Genomic DNA, 18,212 nt, shown 5'->3' with positions numbered 1-18,212 from the left:
GATGAAAGTAAGAGCATCAGTTAAAAAAAGAAGTGCAGATTGTAAAATCGTGCGTAGAAAAGGTAGACTTTACGTAATTAACAAAAAGAATCCTAGATTCAAACAAAGACAAGGGTAGTTATGGCAAGAATTGCAGGTGTAGACATACCAAAACAGAAAAGAGGAGTGATCTCTTTAACTTATATCTATGGAATAGGTAGTACTAGATCACAACAAATTTTAGCAGAAGCTAAAGTTGACGAAAACACAAAAGTTCAAGATTGGACGGATGATGAAATAGGGGCTATTCGTGAAGCTGTTTCAAAGTTCACTATTGAAGGTGAATTACGTTCTGAAACTCAATTAAGCATTAAGCGATTAATGGATATTGGATGTTACAGAGGTATACGTCATAGAGCGGGTCTTCCTTTAAGAGGACAACGTACTAAGAACAACTCTAGAACTAGAAAAGGTAGAAGAAAAACTGTTGCTAACAAGAAGAAAGCAACTAAATAATTAAAAGTCATTAGTATTTAGAAGTTAGATGAATCTGTTTGAAATTGAAAAGTTTAGGATTCTATCACTAACAACTAACAACTAGAAACTAAAATCATATGGCAAAGTCAAATACAAAAAGCGTTAAAAAACGTAAAGTTGTAGTAGATTCAGTTGGAGAAGCTCATGTAACTGCTTCTTTTAACAACATCATTATTTCATTAACCAACAAAAAAGGAGACGTAATTTCTTGGTCTTCTGCTGGTAAAATGGGATTTAGAGGATCTAAGAAAAACACTCCTTATGCTGCTCAATTAGCTGCTGAAGATGCTGCTGCTGTAGCACAAGAGGCTGGTTTAAAGAAAGTAAAGGTTTATGTTAAAGGACCAGGAAATGGTAGAGAATCTGCTATCCGTTCTATTCATAATGCAGGAATTGAAGTAACAGAAATTATTGATGTTACTCCATTACCACATAATGGATGTCGTCCTCCAAAACGTAGAAGAGTATAATTTTACTTCAAAATACTAAAAAAAATTAATATCAGCTTTAATATACAGTTGGTATTAATTTTTTTATATGTAAATTTGCACTCGTAAAAAAATAATTTAACAAGTATAATCAAGAGATTAACGATTATCGAAGGATAAGATTAAGACCTTAATTCATAATCACTCTTATAACAAATTTAAAATGGCAAGATATACTGGTCCTAAAACTAAAATAGCTCGTAAGTTTGGTGAAGCTATTTTTGGAGAAGATAAATCTTTCGAGAAAAGAAATTATCCTCCAGGTCAACATGGTGCGAACAAGCGTCGTGGAAAAAAATCTGAATACGCAATCCAATTAATGGAAAAGCAAAAAGCTAAATATACTTACGGTATATTAGAACGTCAATTCAGAGGTTTATTCAAAAAAGCAACAGCTTCACAAGGTATTACTGGTGAAGTATTATTACAATTATGTGAATCTAGATTAGACAATGTTGTCTTTAGAATGGGAATTGCTCCTACTAGAAGCGGTGCTAGACAATTAGTATCTCACAGACACATAACTGTAAATGGGGAATTAGTAAATATCCCTTCTTACAACTTAAAAGCAGGAGATGTTGTAGCTGTAAGAGAAAAATCTAAATCACTTGAGGCTATCGATAGATCTTTATCTAACTCAAGTCAAGTTTACGAATGGATTACATGGAACTCTGAAACTAAGCAAGGAACATATGTTTCTGTACCTGCTAGAATTCAAATTCCAGAAAACATAAACGAGCAGTTCATCGTCGAACTATATTCTAAATAATAACTGATACAAACGCAAATATGGCAGTATTTAATTTTCAGAAGCCCGACAAAGTAATCATGATTGATTCCACAGATTTTGAAGGTAAATTCGAATTTAGACCTTTAGAACCTGGTTATGGATTAACGGTTGGAAATGCTTTAAGAAGAGTTTTACTTTCTTCTTTAGAAGGATTTGCAATTACATCAGTTAGAATTGAAGGAGTAGAGCATGAATTCTCAACTATACCTGGTGTTGTTGAAGACATGACAGAAATTATTTTAAATTTAAAACAAGTGCGTTTTAAAAGACAAATAGAAGATGTAGATAACGAATCTGTTTCTATTTCTATTTCTGGACAAGAACAAATAACAGCGGGAGATTTTCAAAAATTTATCTCAGGTTTCCAAGTTTTAAATTCAGATCTAGTTATCTGTAATTTAGATCCTAAGGTGACTGTAAATATTGAAATTTCTATTGAAAAAGGTAGAGGTTATGTTCCTGCAGAAGAAAATAAAAAAGCTACTGCACCAATAGGTACTATCTTTACAGATTCTATTTATACACCAATAAAAAATGTTAAGTATAGCATTGAGAACTACCGTGTAGAACAAAAGACAGATTACGAAAAATTAGTTTTCGAAATTGAATCTGATGGTTCTATTACGCCTCAAGATGCTTTAACAGAAGCAGCAAAAACATTAATTCACCACTTCATGTTATTCTCTGATGAGCGTATCACTTTAGAAGCTGATGAAATTGCACAAACTGAAACTTATGATGAAGAATCACTTCACATGAGACAGTTGCTTAAAACTAAATTAGTTGATATGGACCTTTCTGTTCGTGCTCTAAATTGTTTAAAAGCTGCAGAAGTTGATACATTAGGTGACTTAGTATCATTTAATAAAAACGATTTAATGAAGTTCCGTAACTTCGGTAAAAAATCTTTAACAGAGCTTGAAGAGCTTGTAAATGTAAAAGGTTTAAACTTCGGAATGGATTTATCAAAATACAAATTAGATAAAGATTAATTAATCATATTTTGCTCCTCGATGTCGAGTTTGGTAGCAAGATGATAACACAAATGTCATGAGACACGGAAAAAAAGTAAATCACTTAGGTAGACAAACAGCTCATAGAAAAGCTATGCTTGCTAATATGGCTTGTTCTTTAATAGAACACAAACGTATTAACACTACTGTTGCTAAAGCTAAAGCTTTAAAACAATTTATTGAGCCTTTAGTAACTAAGTCTAAAGCAGATACTACACACAACAGACGTATAGTATTTAGTAAATTAAGACAAAAAGAAGCAGTTACTGAATTATTCAGAGATGTTGCTACTAAAGTAGGTGATAGACCAGGAGGATACACACGTATCATTAAACTTGGTAATCGTTTAGGAGATAACGCTGATATGGCAATGATAGAATTAGTTGATTACAACGAAATCTATAACGCTGGTAAGGCTGAAAAGAAAACTACTCGTAGAAGTAGAAGAGGTGGTTCTAAAGCAACTACTGCTCCTGTTGTAGAAACTAAAGCTTCTAACGAAGAAGAATAAATGTTACACAGCATTAGAATAAATAAAAAAAGGCTACCCTATTTTCAGGGTGGCCTTTTTTTTTATATTTGTGTAAAAAAAATATGAAAAATTTCTATCTAACTTTATTAGTATTCTTGATTTCACTGTCATCTTTTTCTCAAATAGAGAATTTAAATGCCACAAAAGATTATCAAGCATTTGCTACAAATTCACCAATTAATGGGAGTTGGGCAAGAGCATTCAATTCAGAAACTAATACTATAAAGGGAGATATTTATTTGTATGATGGTTGGTCTAACAACTCTCAAATTTATTTTGACGATGTAAATTCACCTCTAAAAACATCTAGAATCAACTACAACTTACAAGCAGAACGTTTTGAATTAAAAGAATCTAAAGATTCAGTTTTTATTATTAATCCAGGTAATGTAAGAAAAGTAGTTGTTGGTACGTCTGTGTTTAAGAGGTATTTAGATCCAGAATTCAGAAGAAATTCATTTTTTCAAGAATTATTTTTGACTTCAGAAAAAACGCTGTTAAAAAAATATCAACTCGATATTATAGTTGGTGCTGTAAATCCTATGACTAATCAAAAGATGAAAGCAGATGCCTATAATGTTAAAGAAAAATATTTTGTTTTAGCAGAAGATTCTAATGAAGTTTTAAAAGAAGTTAAATTAAACAAAAAATTAGTTTATAGTTTTACCTCTAGCGATAAAGCAGACGAGGTAAAACAATACGTAAAAAACCATCATTTGTCTTATAAAGATGACAATGATGTTATATTAATTTTAAATTATATTAAAACGTTATAACGTTTCAATTATCTCGTAACGGGTTCACTTATGAAATATCAAAAAAGAAATCAAGCAGTTGTATTATTAGCCGATGGTACTATTTTTTATGGTAAAGTTGTTGGAAACAGAGAAGGTACTGCATTTGGAGAAGTGTGTTTTAATACTGGTATGACTGGTTATCAGGAAATTTTTACAGATCCTTCTTATTTTGGACAATTAATGATTACTACCAATGCTCATATTGGTAATTATGGAACAGAAAAATCTGAAGTTGAATCTGAAACTATCAAAATCTCAGGTTTAATTTGTAAAAATTTTAGTTACGATTTTTCTCGAGAAGCTGCAGATTCAAGTTTAGAAGACTTTTTAAATGCGAATAATTTATTAGCTGTATCAGATATAGATACGCGTGCTCTAGTAAGTTATATTCGTGATAATGGTGCTATGAATGCTGTTATCTCTACAGATGTAGATAATATTGAAGGATTAAAAGCTGAGTTGAAAAAGATACCAGATATGAATGGTTTAGAATTAGCCTCTAAGGTGTCTACTTCAGAACCATATTTTATTGGCGAAGCATCATCTCAAATTAAAATTGCAGCTTTAGACTTAGGTATTAAAAAGAATATTTTAAGAAACTTTGCTAAACGTGGCGCTTATATTAAGGTGTTTCCTTATAATTCAACTTTTGAAGATATGAGTGCATGGAATCCAGATGGTTACTTTTTATCTAATGGTCCAGGAGATCCAGAACCTTTAGTAGCAGCACAAGAGGTGGCTAAAGAAATTATAAAAAGAGATTTACCTTTATTTGGTATATGTCTAGGTCACCAAGTTATTGCCTTAGCAAATGGAGTATCGACTTACAAAATGCATAATGGACATAGAGGAATTAATCATCCTGTTAAGAATTTAATTTCTGGCAAAGGTGAAATTACATCTCAAAATCATGGTTTTGCTGTAAACAGAGAAGAGGTTGAAGCTCACCCAGATTTAGAAATAACTCATATACATTTAAATGATGATACTGTAGCAGGCTTAAGAATGAAGAATAAGAATTGTTTTTCGGTACAATATCATCCAGAAGCAAGTCCTGGACCTAACGATGCCAATTATTTGTTCGATGAATTTATAGAAAACATCACTAAATAGATACTAAAAACCACAAAAAAGCTTGCTTTATTTGTGGTTTTTTTGTTACGAAAACAATGTAGTAATTTTATAAGAGAAATATACCAATATTTGTTGAAATTTAGACTTACAATTTTGTAATTTAGTACTTTAAAAACAATAAAATTAACTTTTTAAATTATATCAAGATGAGCATAATAGTTAGCATTCATGCAAGACAAATTTTAGATTCCCGTGGAAATCCTACAGTAGAAGTAGATGTATATACCGAAAATGGAGCTTTTGGAAGAGCAGCAGTGCCTTCTGGAGCATCTACAGGAGAACATGAGGCCGTTGAGTTAAGAGACGGAGGTGAAGCATATATGGGAAAAGGTGTTTCTAAAGCTGTAGATAATGTAAACACTATTATAGCTCAAGAATTATTAGGAGCATCTGTTTTCGAACAAAATCAGATTGATCAAATCATGATTGATTTAGATGGAACTCCAAATAAATCAAAATTAGGTGCTAACGCAATCTTAGGAGTGTCTTTAGCTGTAGCTAAAGCAGCTGCTTTTGAATTAGGTGTGCCATTATACCGTTACGTTGGAGGTGTGTCTGCAAACACTTTACCAGTGCCTATGATGAACATTATTAATGGGGGTTCTCATAGTGATGCGCCAATCGCATTTCAAGAGTTTATGATTATGCCAGTAAAGGCTAAAAACTTTACGCATGCTATGCAAATGGGAACAGAAATCTTCCATAATCTTAAAAAAGTATTACATGACAGAGGTTTAAGTACTGCTGTAGGTGACGAAGGAGGATTTGCTCCAACTTTAGAAGGAGGAACAGAAGATGCTTTAGATTCTATTAAATTAGCAGTTGAAAAAGCAGGATATACTTTCGGTGACGATGTAATGGTTGCTTTAGATTGTGCTTCTGCAGAATTTTTTGTTGATGGTAAATATGACTACAGTAAGTTTGAAGGCCCAACAGGAAAAATTAGAACTAGTGAAGAACAAGCAGAATACTTAGCAGAATTATCAGCTAAATACCCAATTATCTCTATTGAAGATGGTATGGATGAAAATGACTGGGAAGGTTGGAAATTATTAACTGATAAGATTGGTGATAAAGTACAATTAGTAGGAGATGATTTATTTGTTACTAACGTAGAGCGTTTATCTCGTGGAATTGAAGAAGGCATTGCAAACTCTATTTTAATTAAAGTAAACCAAATTGGTTCTTTAACAGAAACTATTGCAGCTGTAAACATGGCTAAAAATGCTGGTTATACTTCAGTAATGTCTCACCGTTCAGGAGAAACTGAAGATAATACTATTGCAGATTTAGCTGTAGCATTAAACTGTGGTCAAATTAAAACAGGTTCAGCTTCAAGAAGTGACCGTATGGCTAAGTACAACCAATTATTACGTATTGAAGAAGAATTAGGAGATGTAGCTTATTATCCTCAAGGAAAAGCTTTCAAATTCTAATATTTAGAATCAAAATATTTAAAAAGCGATTATTTCTTGAGATAATCGCTTTTTTTTATCTAAAAATTTGAGTAAAATTTAACCAAATGCTTTATTTTTTATATATAAATATTGTGATAGATTTTGTATTTTAGCCGATAGCAAAAAAAACGGAAAAAATACAAGTAAATTAATATGTCAAAACAAGCCACAATTGAAATAGATGGGAAAAAGTACGAATTTCCTTTAATTACAGGAACTGAAAATGAGGTCGCAATCGATATAGCTACTTTAAGATCAGCCACTGGTGGAGTAATCACTCTTGATTCTGGATTTAAAAATACAGGATCTTGCGAAAGTGCTATTACTTTTTTAGATGGAGAAAAAGGAATTTTAAGATATCGTGGTTATTCAATAGAAGAACTTGCTCAAAAAGTAGACTTCTTAGAAGTGACGTATCTTTTAATATTTGGAGAATTGCCTACTAAAGCTCAAAATGATAAATTTCATGATGATATTAAAGCGCAATCTACAGTCGATGAAGATATAAAGAAAATATTAGAAGCTTTCCCTAAGACGGCACATCCAATGGGAATCATTTCTTCTTTAACAAGTGCTTTAACAGCATTTAACCCTTCTTCTGTGAATGTAAATTCAGAAGAGGATATGTATAAAGCTATCGTTAAAATATTAGGTAAAATGCCTGTATTAGTAGCGTGGACTATGCGTAAGAAACAAGGATTACCTCTTGATTATGGTGATGATTCTTTAGGTTACGTAGAGAATATTCTTAAAATGATGTTCGCAAAGCCTAACTGTCAATATGTACAAAATAAAATTTTTGTAGATGCCTTAGATAAATTATTAATCTTACATGCAGATCACGAACAAAACTGTTCTACATCTACAGTAAGAATAGTAGGTTCTGCACATGCAGGATTATTTGCATCTATTTCTGCAGGTATTTCAGCACTTTGGGGACCACTTCATGGTGGTGCTAACCAAGCTGTTCTTGAAATGTTACAAGCTATTGAAGCAGATGGTGGAGATACTAAAAAATATATGGCTAAAGCCAAAGATAAAAACGATCCTTTCAGATTAATGGGATTCGGACACCGTGTTTATAAAAACTTCGATCCAAGAGCAAAAATTATTAAAAAAGCTGCAGATGAAGTTTTAGAAGCTTTAGGAATTGAAGATCCAATTTTAGCAATCGCTAAAGGTTTAGAAAAAGAAGCTTTAGAAGATCCTTACTTCGTAGAAAGAAAATTATACCCTAATGTAGATTTCTACTCTGGTGTTATTTATAGAGCGATGAACATTCCTCAAGAAATGTTTACAGTAATGTTTGCCATTGGTCGTTTACCAGGTTGGATTGCACAATGGAGAGAAATGCGTTTACGTAAAGAACCAATTGGTCGTCCACGTCAGTTATACGTAGGTGAAACTTTAAGACCTTATGTTGATGTAGATAACCGTTAAGGAACTATAGATTCAATAATCTCATGTCATTTTGAATACTTTTAAAACATAAACTGTGTTTTACCAATATTCAAAATGACATTTTTATTTAATATAAGATATGTTATCATTAAATGTTACAAATGAAACGTCTCGATTAAGAGCCGTAGTTTTAGGGACAGCAGTAAGTAACGGAGACGTACCTTCTATAGAAGAAGCATACGACCCGAAATCTATTGAACATATTAAAGCTGGAACTTATCCAGATGAAGCTGATATGATTAAAGAGATGGAGGCTGTAAATAATGTGTTTAGTAAATACGATGTTAAAGTATTTCGTCCTAAAATCATTGAAAATTATAATCAAATCTTCGCCAGAGATATCGCTTTTGTAATTGATAATAAATTTATTAAAGCTAACATTCTTCCAGATAGAGAACAAGAATTAGATGCTTTACAACATGTAATAGATCAAATTAATCCTACAGACATTGTTAAACCCCCTGAAGCTGTACATATTGAAGGTGGAGATGTAATGCTCTGGAACGACTATATTTTTATAGGAACTTATAAAGGTGAGGATTATCCAGATCATATAACTGCAAGAACAAATTTAGAAGGTGTTCAATTTATAAAAGCTCTATTTCCAAATAAAATAGTAAAGGAGTTTGATTTAGCGAAATCTAAAACTGAAGCCAGAGACAATGCATTACATTTAGATTGTTGCTTTCAGCCTGTAGGTAAAGACAAAGGTATAATTTATAAAGATGGGTTTAGAGCCGAATCTGACTACATGTATCTTGTAGATCTTTTTGGAGCAGATAACTTGTTTTATATTACGCGAGATGAGATGTATAATATGAATAGTAATGTGTTTTCTATAGATGAACACATTGTAATTTCTGAAGAGAAGTTTGTGAGATTAAATACATGGTTAAGATCTAAAGATTTTATCGTAGAAGAAGTACCTTATGCAGAAATATCTAAACAAGAAGGGTTATTACGCTGCTCTACAATGCCTCTAGTTCGCGATTAAAAAATATAAGCTTAAGGTTATAATAATATTGAAATTTCCTTTGTTTCACTTACATTTGTTGTAATGCAGAACCTACTTCAAAGCTATATACCCGAAAATTCAATTCCCAAAGTTCAGGAATTGTTAGCGCATGATAAATTAGATTTTATCGTTAAACAAGAGCGTAAAACGCGGCATGGTGATTATAGAAAATTACCAAATGGCAGACACTTAATTACTGTAAACTCAAATTTAAATCCGTATCGCTTCTTAATTACTTTAATTCATGAAGTAGCACATTTTGAAACGTTCCAAGCTTACGGCGCACACGTAAAGCCTCATGGTAAGGAGTGGAAATATACGTTTCAACATTTAATGTTACCATTTATAAATCCAGATGTATTTCCTAAAGAACTTTTACCGCTATTAGCTAAACATTTTATAAATCCTAAAGCAACAAGCGATACTGATCATATTTTATCATTAGCTTTAAAACAATATGATGAAAATTCAGATAAAACCTATATTTTTGAAGTCCCCGAAGGAAGTTTATTTAAGATTTATAATGGACGACAATTCAAGAAAGGTAATAAGCGTGTTAAACGTTTTGAATGCATTGAAATTAAAACCGGAAAAAAATATTTATTTAATCCGAATGTAGAAATAGAAGTTATTTAATATAAATAGAATGAACAAAAATAATTATGCCATTATTATGGCAGGAGGTGTAGGCTCAAGATTTTGGCCAGTAAGTATGAACAGTTTCCCTAAACAGTTTCACGACATGCTAGGAACTGGAGAAACATTAATCCAGAAAACGTTTCAGCGTTTGTCAAAGTTCATTCCCAAACAAAATATATACATCTTAACTAATGCAGATTATAACGATTTAGTATTAGAACAATTACCAGATATATCGCAAGAACAGGTTGTGCTTGAACCTGCCATGAGAAATACAGCACCATGTATTTTATATGCTGCTTTAAAAATTCAGAAAGAAAATCCGGATGCTTTAATGTTAGTTGCACCAAGTGACCACTGGATAGAAGATGAAGCTGCTTTTTCTAAAAATGTATTAACTGCTTTTGATTTCTGTGAGCAGAACGATGCCTTAATGACATTAGGAATCCAACCTACATTTCCAAATACAGGTTATGGCTATATCGAGTACGATACAGAAACTGAAAATGTAGTAAAGCCTGTAAAACAATTTAGAGAAAAGCCAGATTATGCTACTGCAAGATCTTTTATTAAGCAAGGTAATTTTGTTTGGAATGCCGGTATTTTTATGTGGAGTGTGGCTAGTGTATTAAAAGCTTTTAAAACCAATCAGCCAGAATTGTTTCAATTATTTGAACACGGAATTCCGTCTTATAACACGGCTTCAGAATCTGAGTTTATAGCAGAAAATTATGTCAAGGCCGATAATATTTCAGTAGATTACGCTATTATGGAAAGCTCTAAAAACGTATACGTTTTATCTGCGGAATTTGACTGGAATGATTTAGGAACTTGGGGAAGTCTTTATGACAAGCTAGATAAAGATGAGGATAATAATGCTGTTGTAAATGCAAGAACATTAGTAGAGGATGCTTCAGGAAATATGATTAGAACCAAAGATAATAAAATTGTTGTCGTTGATGGTTTAAATGACTATATTATAATCGATAAGGATGATGTTTTACTAATTTATCCAAAAGCAAAAGAGCAAGATATTAAAGGAATACGAAATAAAGTGAGAGATACATTCGGAGACAAGTACTGTTAATATATGAGTGAAAATAAGTTTGATTTTTCGGAAGACGAAGCTGATAAAAAGAAAGCAGAAGCTCAGGATGCTGCTGTAAGTGAGTCTAAACAAGCCATTAAAAAAGATGCTCAGGGTTTACTTGATAGCATTCGAGATTTTTTATCAGAATTATTAGATTTTAGACAAGATACAGATCAGCAAGCAACCATAGCTGCCATTAAAGGCGATATTCCTTTTAAGGGCGCTACGGCTTGGATTTTAATTTGTTCTATTTTCGTCGCTTCCATTGGATTGAACGCGAACTCTACAGCTGTTGTTATTGGTGCTATGTTAATTTCACCATTAATGGGACCTATCTTAGGTATAGGTTTATCTGTAGCCATTAATGATATTGATACACTTAGAAAGTCCCTTATTAATTTTGGGGTTATGATTTTCTTGAGTGTAATAACCGCTTTTCTTTTTTACAAATTTTTTCCATTACAAGAAGAATCACTAGAGCTTTTAGCACGAACAAAACCAGATATTAGAGATGTTTTAATTGCCTTTTTTGGTGGCGCTGCTTTAATTATTGCACGAACTAAAAAAGGAACAATTGCGTCTGTAATTTTTGGTGTTGCTATTGCCACAGCCTTAATGCCTCCATTATGTACTGTAGGATATGGTTTAGCAGTGTCTTTCGACGATTTCTCTAAAGGGATAGGGTATGCGTCTGGAGCTTTCTACTTATTTATAATTAATACTATTTTTATAGCATTAGCTACGTTTATAGCCTTAAAGATTTTGCGTTTCCCAATGATTAAATACGCAAATTCTAAAAAGAGAAAACGCATTTCTCAAATTGCATCTCTATTAGCGATTGTTGCTATGATTCCTGCAATATGGACCTTCGTTGATGTTTTAAAAGAAAGTAATTTTAAAAGAGAAGCACAATTATATTTAGACCACGAATTAAAAGGTTTACCACAATATGACTATATTAAACGCAATGTAGTTTATGAATATTCTAATGGTAAAGATGGATCTAGTTTTATATTTAATACTTATGGAATTGGATATATACCAGATGAAACTATTGAACTGTTAAAAGCCAAATTAGCAGATTATCCAACATTAAGGAATGCACATTTTGAATTTAATCAAAGTAGAACTAATGTAGATAATGTGAAGTATATGGAGCAATTACGTCAGCGCGATTCCTTAGATTTATTATCTCAGACTCAAAAGATTGCTTATTTAGAAAAGCGAGTAGGACAGTTACAATACCTAGAAGATCAGACTATTCCTTTTGAAGATATTTTAAAAGAAGTTCATATCAATTATGAAAACCTGGATCTGTTTAGATATTCTCCTGTGATTTCATCAAATTTCGAAAAGATAGATACTATTCCCGTATTTGGTATCCGTTGGAAAGCAGATAAAGCGCTTAAAGAAGAAGTGCTAGCTAAAGACCAAGACAAGTTAGAACGTTGGTTAAAACTTAAATTGAAATTAGATACTTTACTTGTTGAACGCGTAAAGCACTAAAGGTTTTCTTCGATATACATTTTTCTTACCTTTTTAAATAGCTCTGAAGAGTATACAAAGTCTGTAACAACTTCATTGTCGGTTTTAAAAATGGTTTCGTTAGAACCTTCCCAAGCTTTTAATCCATCTTTTAGAAAGACAATTTTTTCGCCTATTTCCATAACAGAATTCATGTCATGTGTATTAATTACAGTAGTAATATCGTATTCGTCTGTAATTTCTTGAATTAGATTATCTATGACTATAGCTGTTTTTGGATCCAGGCCAGAATTAGGTTCGTCACAAAAAAGGTATTTTGGTTTGTTTACTATAGCACGTGCAATAGCAACACGTTTTTGCATACCTCCGGAAGCTTCAGAAGGTAATTTGTTGTGAGCATTTTCTAAATTCACACGTTTTAAAACAAAATTTGCACGGTCGTCCATTTCACTTTCACTAAGTTTTGTAAACATACGCAAAGGGAATTTTACGTTTTCTACAATAGTCATGGAGTCGAATAGTGCACTGCCTTGAAATACCATTCCTATTTCAGATCTTAAATCGCGTTTCTGTTCGTCAGATAATTTAGAAAAAATTCGTCCTTCATAAGAAATACTACCTTCTTCATAATTAAATAAGCCTAGTAAGCATTTTAAAAATACAGTTTTACCAGAGCCACTTTGTCCGATAATAAGGTTTGTTTTTCCTTTATCAAAAGTGGTACTAATGCCTTTTAAGATATGAGCATCCCCGAATGATTTTTGTAAATCTTTAACTTCAATCATTAACTTAACAGGATTTGAGTTAGTATAAAATTTAATGTAATTATGGCAACACTGGTCCAAACAAAAGAGACTGTACTTGCTTTACCTACATCTAGTGCGCCTCCTTTCATATAAAAACCATGATACGAAGGGATTGTTGCTAGTAAGAATGCAAAACCAATAGTTTTCATAAAGGCATATATTATATGGTAAGGAATAAAATCGTCTTGTAATCCCGTTATATAATCATTCACTGTAGCAAAACCACCAAAAGCACAAGCTGCTAGTCCTCCAACAATTCCTAAAAACATAGAAATTGAAATTACAAAAGGATATAACATTAAAGACACAAGTTTAGGGAAAACCAAATAGTTAAGCGAGTTTATTCCCATAACCTCCAAGGCATCAATTTGCTCTGTAACTCTCATAGTTCCTATACTGGATGTAATAAAAGAACCAACTTTACCAGCCATAATAATGGAAATAAAAGTTGGAGCAAATTCTAAAATAACCGATTGCCTGGTTGCAAAACCTATTAAAGATTTTGGAACTAGCGGGTTATCCATGTTTAAAGCGGTTTGTATAGTAACAACTCCTCCAACAAAGAAAGATATAAATGCAACAATACCTAAAGAACCAATAATCAAGTCGTCGATATCTTTAATAATGAGTTTTTTCATCACCGACCATTTGGTAGGTTTTCTGAAAATCTCTATTATCATGAGTATATAAGTGCCAATACTGTGTAGATAATTCATAGAATAGTTTGTAACTGCTAAAGTAAAAAAATACTATTACTTATTTAATGATTATTTAAATTAAGAAAGATTTTAAAAACCTTATTTTTGTATTCAAAATTTCAATTCTTTCTTATGAAAAATTCAATATTAAGTTTTGCGGCCGGCTTGCTCTTTGCAACTGGTTTTGCTCAACAAACACAGGACACAAAACCTGCAGACATATACGTGAAACCAAAATTGGTTGTGGGTATAGTGGTAGATCAAATGCGTTATGATTACCTAACACGCTTCTATGATAAATATGGTGATGATGGTTTTAAGCGTATGATGAATGAAGGTTTTAACTGTAAAAATAATCATTTTAATTACATTCCTACCTATACAGCTCCTGGACATGCCTCTATTTATACAGGAACCTCTCCAATGAATCACGGTATTATTGGTAATAATTGGTATGATAAAGAAATTAAAGCCTCTGTGTATTGTGCAGAAGATGCTTCCGTAGCGCCTGTTGGTACAGAAAACAAAGCAGGAAAAATGTCGCCTCACCGTATGATGACAACTACTTTTGCAGATGAAAATAGATTGTTTACACAAATGGAAGGTAAAACTATAGGTATTTCTATTAAAGATAGAGGTGCGATATTACCTGCAGGACATACAGCAAATGCGGCTTATTGGTTCTTTGGTGAAGATCAAGGCGATTTTATCTCAAGTACATATTACCAAGAAGAATTACCGAAATGGGTAAAGAGTTTCAATTCGTCTAAAAAAGCAAAAAATTACTTAAAAGAATGGGATACGTATTATAACATCAAGAAATACACTGAAAGTGGAGACGATTTAAATGAATTTGAAGGTGGATTTAAAGGAAAGAAAACAGCATCTTTTCCTTATGATTTAAAAGCTTTAAGTAAAGAAAATAACGGATTCGACATCTTAAAAAGTACACCATACGGTAATAGTATTGTAGCAGATTTCGCAATAGAAGCTATAAAAGGTGAAGATTTAGGTAAAGATGATATTACAGACGTATTAACAGTGAGTTTTTCATCTACAGATTATATCGGACATAATTTTGGTGTAAACTCTAAAGAGGTTGAAGATACTTACATCCGTCTAGATAAAGACTTAGCACGTTTATTTAAAATGTTAGATAGTTATGTAGGTAACGGAGAATATACTGTGTTTTTAACCGCAGATCACGGTGCTGTAGATGTTCCTTCGTATTTACATTCTCAACATGTTCCTTCAGGATATTTCGCAAAAAGTTCATTTAATGACAAATTGAATGCCTTTATGGCACAAAAATATGGTGCTACAGATTTAATTGAAGACATAAGTAATAATCAAATCTTCTTAAACCGTAAGAAAGTAAGTGTTTTAAATTTAAAGTTGGAAGACGTTCAACAAGAGATTGCAAATGAACTAATTGCTTACGATCATATTTATTATGTTACTCCAGCTTATTCTGTTTCAAGCGGCGGAAATGATATGGAAGCTTTATTGAAAAACGGCTATAATCAAAAGCGTTCGGGAGATGTGCTGTTTGCTTTCGATCCTGCTGTGATTTCATATAGCAAAACAGGATCTACTCATGGTTCTGGTTTAAACTACGATACACATGTACCGTTATTATTCTTTGGAAAAGGTATTAAGCATGGTAGTACTTTACAAAAAACAGAGATTATAGATATTGCGCCAACCATTTCAGGACTCTTAGGAATTAGCTTTCCAAATGGTACAACTGGTCAGCCTTTAGAGTTTGTCTTACAGCATTAATATGTGTAATATATTACAATACAAAAAGCCCTTAACTTTATACATTAAGGGTTTTTTTATATGGTGTTTCTTAATTTTATGTTGAATGCTTAACGTTGAATGCGTAAACCGAGATAAAGTAAGAATGTAATCATTCTTTGTAAGTACAGTAATATTTAATACTACTTTCTGTACAAACTATAGTTATTTACCAGATCGATATAAATGCGCTTAGCTTCGTCTTGTGTAATGTTTTGTACTTGGAATAATGCATTTGTTTTAAATGCATTTATAATGGGCTTACCACTATTAGGTCTATTATAATCGTTAGTGGCCTTTTTGTAATACGCATATAAGCGTAACAGAAAATCTGCTGGAAATGGGCCCGGAAGATTATTAATGCGTTCTACGGCATCCTTAAAGTCAATATCTAATTCTTCAGAAGTCATTATAATTCAGCAACAATACTTTGTCCTCCTTTAACTTTCTCGTTAAGGTTAACGTTTATTTTAGTTCCTAAAGGTAAAAATAAATCTACTCTCGAACCAAATTTAATAAATCCAGAATCACTAGCTTGTATAGCATCATCCCCAACTTTAGCATAATTAACTATTCGTTTTGCTAATGCACCCGCAATTTGGCGATGTAAAACTTTCCCGAAAATCTTATTTTCAACGACCACTGTTGTACGTTCGTTTTCTTCGCTAGCTTTAGGATGCCAAGCCACTAAAAATTTACCAGGATGGTATTTGCTAAACACCACTTTTCCTCCAATAGGGTATCGTGTAACGTGTACATTTATAGGAGACATAAACACACTAACTTGTAGGCGTTTTTCTTTAAAATATTCTTTTTCAAAAACTTCTTCGATAACTACAACTTTACCATCTACAGGAGATAATACTTGATTATCGTTTAAAATACCTTTACGATTTGGGTTTCTAAAAAATTGTAAGATTAGTATTAAGAATCCAAAACATGCAAAAAATAGTACGTTTCTTAACCAAGCGGTTGAAATGAAATTATCTATTGCCAAAAATGAAGCAATTACTAATACAAAAGTGATTAAAATAATCTTAAAACCTTCTTTATGAAACATAATCTAAAATTCTTAAAAACAAATAAATAAATGGTGCTGCAAAAATAATACTGTCTAATCTATCAAGTAATCCGCCATGTCCAGGCATAATTACACCACTATCTTTAACATTTACCTGACGTTTAAATTTAGACTCTACTAAGTCGCCCAATGTACCAAAAACACTAACAATTATTGCTAATATTAGCCATTGGTTAAAACCAAGAGTTTGGGTAAAGGTAGCAATAAAATAGCTAGCAACACATGAAAAAAACAATCCGCCTATAAAACCTTCAACTGTTTTTTTGGGTGATATCTTTTCAAATAATTTCTGTCTACCGAAATTTTTTCCAACTATAAAGGCAAAAGTATCATTAACCCAAACTAAAATAAATGAACCTAAGATGATGCTAGGTAGGTATTCGTTTCCAAATCGGGCAATCAAAAGTAAGAATACAAATGAGCTAGATAAGTAAAAACTAGTGAGTAGAAATCGTTTAAATTTAAATAGCGGAATTGCTCTTTTAGAAAATAAATCTTTTATCAGGAATAGATTTACAAATATAGATAGCACTAGAAGTATTTGTGTAGCTTCATTAAAACCATCTAGTTTTGGAGAGACCATATGCCAGTATCCAAATACAAAATATAGAATGGTAAAGATTATGTATGGCGTAAATGTACGAGTGTCTATCAGTTTCTTAAATTCACCTATAGATATAAGTCCGAAAATAAAAAATAGAACGGTTACTGCATGCTCATTATAAAGAGATCCAATTAATAAAGCAACGTATATAAAACCAAAAATAGCTCTGGTAAGAATTTCTTTCATGTTAGAGGTCTTCTAAAAGCAGCAAATATAGGTTTTTTGAATTACTACCATAGGTCATAAAGTTTTTTTCCTCTTCTAATTTAAAATGCTTTATTGTAGTAATATTTGTTGGAATTCTTTGCGTGTTTTTAGATTTAATTTTACGTAGCCCTTCACTTATGCTTCCTACTATCTGACTTGTAGTGGAGAACACAATAAAATTACTTGGAAGATCTGCTAGTTTTTTTTCTGCGATTTGTTTAGAACAAATTAATAATGAACCATCGTCTGCAATTAAGCTTTCACAACTTGTTAAAAAATAAGTTGTGTCGGTATCATTAGGCTTAGCCATGTTTAAACTAGATGAAGCAAAACGTTTTTTTAATTCGTTTTCCAGAATAAGAATTTTTTTATCTTCCCAACTGTTTTCTTCTATGATATAATCTAGGGTTTGAAAAATTTCATCTAAATTTTCGCAATACAAAAATTTACCACCATTTTCCTTAAAGTTTATTGTAAACTTTTCATCTATAGGTAGTTTTATTTCAGGCATGTATTTGCCTCTGTCTTCCGATTTTATTTCCTCTTCTGATTTATTTGATTTGGAACCAAAAAGTTTTCTAAATAGACTCATTAAGACA

General features: G+C 32.0%; 21 protein-coding genes. 15 read left to right on the top strand and 6 right to left on the bottom strand.

What is annotated here, in order from left to right; genetic code table 11:
• Position 1 precedes the first annotated feature (1 nt).
• The 14 genes from ykgO to AST99_RS17265 all read left to right on the top strand — a co-directional run bounded on the left by ykgO (position 2) and on the right by AST99_RS17265 (position 12,438).
• The gene (gene ykgO, locus AST99_RS18510) at positions 2-118 is read left to right on the top strand and encodes a type B 50S ribosomal protein L36 (RefSeq protein WP_013305171.1); all 117 of its coding nucleotides are present in this window, start codon (positions 2-4) and stop codon (positions 116-118) included.
• Between the two features lie 2 nt (positions 119-120).
• Complete coding sequence (rpsM, locus tag AST99_RS17325; RefSeq protein WP_057783938.1) at positions 121-495, top strand: 30S ribosomal protein S13; 375 nt, start codon at positions 121-123, stop codon at positions 493-495.
• A 98-nt stretch (positions 496-593) separates the two neighbouring features.
• Positions 594-986, top strand: a complete 393-nt coding sequence (gene rpsK, locus AST99_RS17320) for a 30S ribosomal protein S11 (protein WP_057783936.1) — start codon at positions 594-596, stop codon at positions 984-986.
• 181 nt (positions 987-1,167) lie between these two features.
• A complete protein-coding gene (rpsD, locus tag AST99_RS17315; RefSeq protein ID WP_057783934.1) occupies positions 1,168-1,773 on the top strand; it encodes a 30S ribosomal protein S4 in 606 nt (201 codons plus the stop codon).
• A gap of 20 nt (positions 1,774-1,793) precedes the next feature.
• Positions 1,794-2,786 carry a DNA-directed RNA polymerase subunit alpha gene (locus AST99_RS17310; protein WP_057783933.1) on the top strand — a complete coding sequence of 331 codons (993 nt, stop codon included), beginning with the start codon at positions 1,794-1,796 and terminating at the stop codon, positions 2,784-2,786.
• Between the two features lie 58 nt (positions 2,787-2,844).
• On the top strand, positions 2,845-3,318 hold the full coding sequence (gene rplQ, locus AST99_RS17305; protein WP_057783931.1) for a 50S ribosomal protein L17: 474 nt from the start codon (positions 2,845-2,847) through the stop codon (positions 3,316-3,318).
• 83 nt (positions 3,319-3,401) lie between these two features.
• Entirely contained in the window at positions 3,402-4,115 is a 714-nt protein-coding gene (locus tag AST99_RS17300; RefSeq protein WP_057783929.1) for a hypothetical protein, read from the top strand.
• A gap of 30 nt (positions 4,116-4,145) precedes the next feature.
• Complete coding sequence (gene carA / locus AST99_RS17295) at positions 4,146-5,249, top strand: glutamine-hydrolyzing carbamoyl-phosphate synthase small subunit (RefSeq protein WP_057783926.1); 1,104 nt, start codon at positions 4,146-4,148, stop codon at positions 5,247-5,249.
• A 167-nt stretch (positions 5,250-5,416) separates the two neighbouring features.
• Entirely contained in the window at positions 5,417-6,706 is a 1,290-nt protein-coding gene (gene eno / locus AST99_RS17290) for a phosphopyruvate hydratase (RefSeq protein WP_057783924.1), read from the top strand.
• Positions 6,707-6,880: 174 nt separating this feature from the next.
• Positions 6,881-8,167 (top strand): citrate synthase, encoded by a 1,287-nt coding sequence (locus AST99_RS17285; protein WP_057783922.1) that lies wholly within the window; start codon positions 6,881-6,883, stop codon positions 8,165-8,167.
• Positions 8,168-8,267: 100 nt separating this feature from the next.
• Positions 8,268-9,182: a dimethylarginine dimethylaminohydrolase family protein gene (locus tag AST99_RS17280; RefSeq protein WP_057783921.1), complete on the top strand. Its 915-nt coding sequence runs from the start codon at positions 8,268-8,270 to the stop codon at positions 9,180-9,182.
• A 63-nt stretch (positions 9,183-9,245) separates the two neighbouring features.
• Positions 9,246-9,839 (top strand): SprT-like domain-containing protein, encoded by a 594-nt coding sequence (locus AST99_RS17275; protein ID WP_057783919.1) that lies wholly within the window; start codon positions 9,246-9,248, stop codon positions 9,837-9,839.
• Positions 9,840-9,849: 10 nt separating this feature from the next.
• Positions 9,850-10,929, top strand: coding sequence for a mannose-1-phosphate guanylyltransferase (locus tag AST99_RS17270; protein ID WP_057783917.1), 1,080 nt, complete (start codon positions 9,850-9,852; stop codon positions 10,927-10,929).
• A 3-nt stretch (positions 10,930-10,932) separates the two neighbouring features.
• On the top strand, positions 10,933-12,438 hold the full coding sequence (locus AST99_RS17265; RefSeq protein ID WP_057783915.1) for a DUF389 domain-containing protein: 1,506 nt from the start codon (positions 10,933-10,935) through the stop codon (positions 12,436-12,438).
• On the opposite strand, the gene AST99_RS17260 is transcribed toward AST99_RS17265, so the two are convergent.
• Positions 12,435-13,202 carry an ABC transporter ATP-binding protein gene (locus AST99_RS17260; protein ID WP_057783913.1) on the bottom strand — a complete coding sequence of 256 codons (768 nt, stop codon included), beginning with the start codon at positions 13,200-13,202 and terminating at the stop codon, positions 12,435-12,437. The genes AST99_RS17265 and AST99_RS17260 overlap by 4 nt on opposite strands.
• Positions 13,202-13,939, bottom strand: a complete 738-nt coding sequence (locus AST99_RS17255) for an MlaE family ABC transporter permease (protein WP_057783911.1) — start codon at positions 13,937-13,939, stop codon at positions 13,202-13,204. The genes AST99_RS17260 and AST99_RS17255 overlap by 1 nt, the downstream gene beginning before the upstream one ends.
• A gap of 114 nt (positions 13,940-14,053) precedes the next feature.
• Between AST99_RS17255 and pafA the strand changes: the two genes are divergently transcribed.
• Positions 14,054-15,703 carry an alkaline phosphatase PafA gene (gene pafA / locus AST99_RS17250; protein WP_057783909.1) on the top strand — a complete coding sequence of 550 codons (1,650 nt, stop codon included), beginning with the start codon at positions 14,054-14,056 and terminating at the stop codon, positions 15,701-15,703.
• A gap of 161 nt (positions 15,704-15,864) precedes the next feature.
• Here the strand turns inward: pafA and AST99_RS17245 are convergent, their stop codons facing one another.
• From AST99_RS17245 to AST99_RS17230, 4 genes are read right to left on the bottom strand one after another with little or no spacing between them, the layout of a single operon-like run.
• Positions 15,865-16,131 (bottom strand): acyl-CoA-binding protein, encoded by a 267-nt coding sequence (locus tag AST99_RS17245; protein WP_057783907.1) that lies wholly within the window; start codon positions 16,129-16,131, stop codon positions 15,865-15,867.
• Positions 16,131-16,781 (bottom strand): phosphatidylserine decarboxylase family protein, encoded by a 651-nt coding sequence (locus AST99_RS17240; RefSeq protein WP_057783905.1) that lies wholly within the window; start codon positions 16,779-16,781, stop codon positions 16,131-16,133. The genes AST99_RS17245 and AST99_RS17240 overlap by 1 nt, the downstream gene beginning before the upstream one ends.
• Positions 16,771-17,592, bottom strand: a complete 822-nt coding sequence (locus AST99_RS17235) for a phosphatidate cytidylyltransferase (protein ID WP_057783903.1) — start codon at positions 17,590-17,592, stop codon at positions 16,771-16,773. The genes AST99_RS17240 and AST99_RS17235 overlap by 11 nt, the downstream gene beginning before the upstream one ends.
• Position 17,593: 1 nt before the next feature.
• On the bottom strand, positions 17,594-18,205 hold the full coding sequence (locus tag AST99_RS17230) for an LUD domain-containing protein (protein WP_057783901.1): 612 nt from the start codon (positions 18,203-18,205) through the stop codon (positions 17,594-17,596).
• Positions 18,206-18,212: the final 7 nt, after the last annotated feature.

This window comes from Formosa algae, from assembly GCF_001439665.1.
GTDB classification, from domain to species: Bacteria; Bacteroidota; Bacteroidia; order Flavobacteriales; family Flavobacteriaceae; genus Formosa; species Formosa algae.
This window is presented reverse-complemented; position numbering and strand designations above follow the sequence as displayed.

Coding starts and splice junctions, on each gene's coding strand:
- rpsK (WP_057783936.1), top strand. CDS start 594: ATGGCAAAGTCAAATACAAAAAGCGTTAAAAAACGTAAAGTTGTAGTA.
- AST99_RS17270 (WP_057783917.1), top strand. CDS start 9,850: ATGAACAAAAATAATTATGCCATTATTATGGCAGGAGGTGTAGGCTCA.
- AST99_RS17300 (WP_057783929.1), top strand. CDS start 3,402: ATGAAAAATTTCTATCTAACTTTATTAGTATTCTTGATTTCACTGTCA.
- AST99_RS17235 (WP_057783903.1), bottom strand. CDS start 17,592: ATGAAAGAAATTCTTACCAGAGCTATTTTTGGTTTTATATACGTTGCT.
- AST99_RS17280 (WP_057783921.1), top strand. CDS start 8,268: ATGTTATCATTAAATGTTACAAATGAAACGTCTCGATTAAGAGCCGTA.
- AST99_RS17240 (WP_057783905.1), bottom strand. CDS start 16,781: ATGTTTCATAAAGAAGGTTTTAAGATTATTTTAATCACTTTTGTATTA.
- AST99_RS17255 (WP_057783911.1), bottom strand. CDS start 13,939: ATGAATTATCTACACAGTATTGGCACTTATATACTCATGATAATAGAG.
- AST99_RS17285 (WP_057783922.1), top strand. CDS start 6,881: ATGTCAAAACAAGCCACAATTGAAATAGATGGGAAAAAGTACGAATTT.
- AST99_RS17275 (WP_057783919.1), top strand. CDS start 9,246: ATGCAGAACCTACTTCAAAGCTATATACCCGAAAATTCAATTCCCAAA.
- rplQ (WP_057783931.1), top strand. CDS start 2,845: ATGAGACACGGAAAAAAAGTAAATCACTTAGGTAGACAAACAGCTCAT.
- ykgO (WP_013305171.1), top strand. CDS start 2: ATGAAAGTAAGAGCATCAGTTAAAAAAAGAAGTGCAGATTGTAAAATC.
- eno (WP_057783924.1), top strand. CDS start 5,417: ATGAGCATAATAGTTAGCATTCATGCAAGACAAATTTTAGATTCCCGT.
- AST99_RS17245 (WP_057783907.1), bottom strand. CDS start 16,131: ATGACTTCTGAAGAATTAGATATTGACTTTAAGGATGCCGTAGAACGC.
- AST99_RS17260 (WP_057783913.1), bottom strand. CDS start 13,202: ATGATTGAAGTTAAAGATTTACAAAAATCATTCGGGGATGCTCATATC.
- rpsD (WP_057783934.1), top strand. CDS start 1,168: ATGGCAAGATATACTGGTCCTAAAACTAAAATAGCTCGTAAGTTTGGT.
- rpsM (WP_057783938.1), top strand. CDS start 121: ATGGCAAGAATTGCAGGTGTAGACATACCAAAACAGAAAAGAGGAGTG.
- AST99_RS17310 (WP_057783933.1), top strand. CDS start 1,794: ATGGCAGTATTTAATTTTCAGAAGCCCGACAAAGTAATCATGATTGAT.
- carA (WP_057783926.1), top strand. CDS start 4,146: ATGAAATATCAAAAAAGAAATCAAGCAGTTGTATTATTAGCCGATGGT.
- pafA (WP_057783909.1), top strand. CDS start 14,054: ATGAAAAATTCAATATTAAGTTTTGCGGCCGGCTTGCTCTTTGCAACT.
- AST99_RS17230 (WP_057783901.1), bottom strand. CDS start 18,205: ATGAGTCTATTTAGAAAACTTTTTGGTTCCAAATCAAATAAATCAGAA.
- AST99_RS17265 (WP_057783915.1), top strand. CDS start 10,933: ATGAGTGAAAATAAGTTTGATTTTTCGGAAGACGAAGCTGATAAAAAG.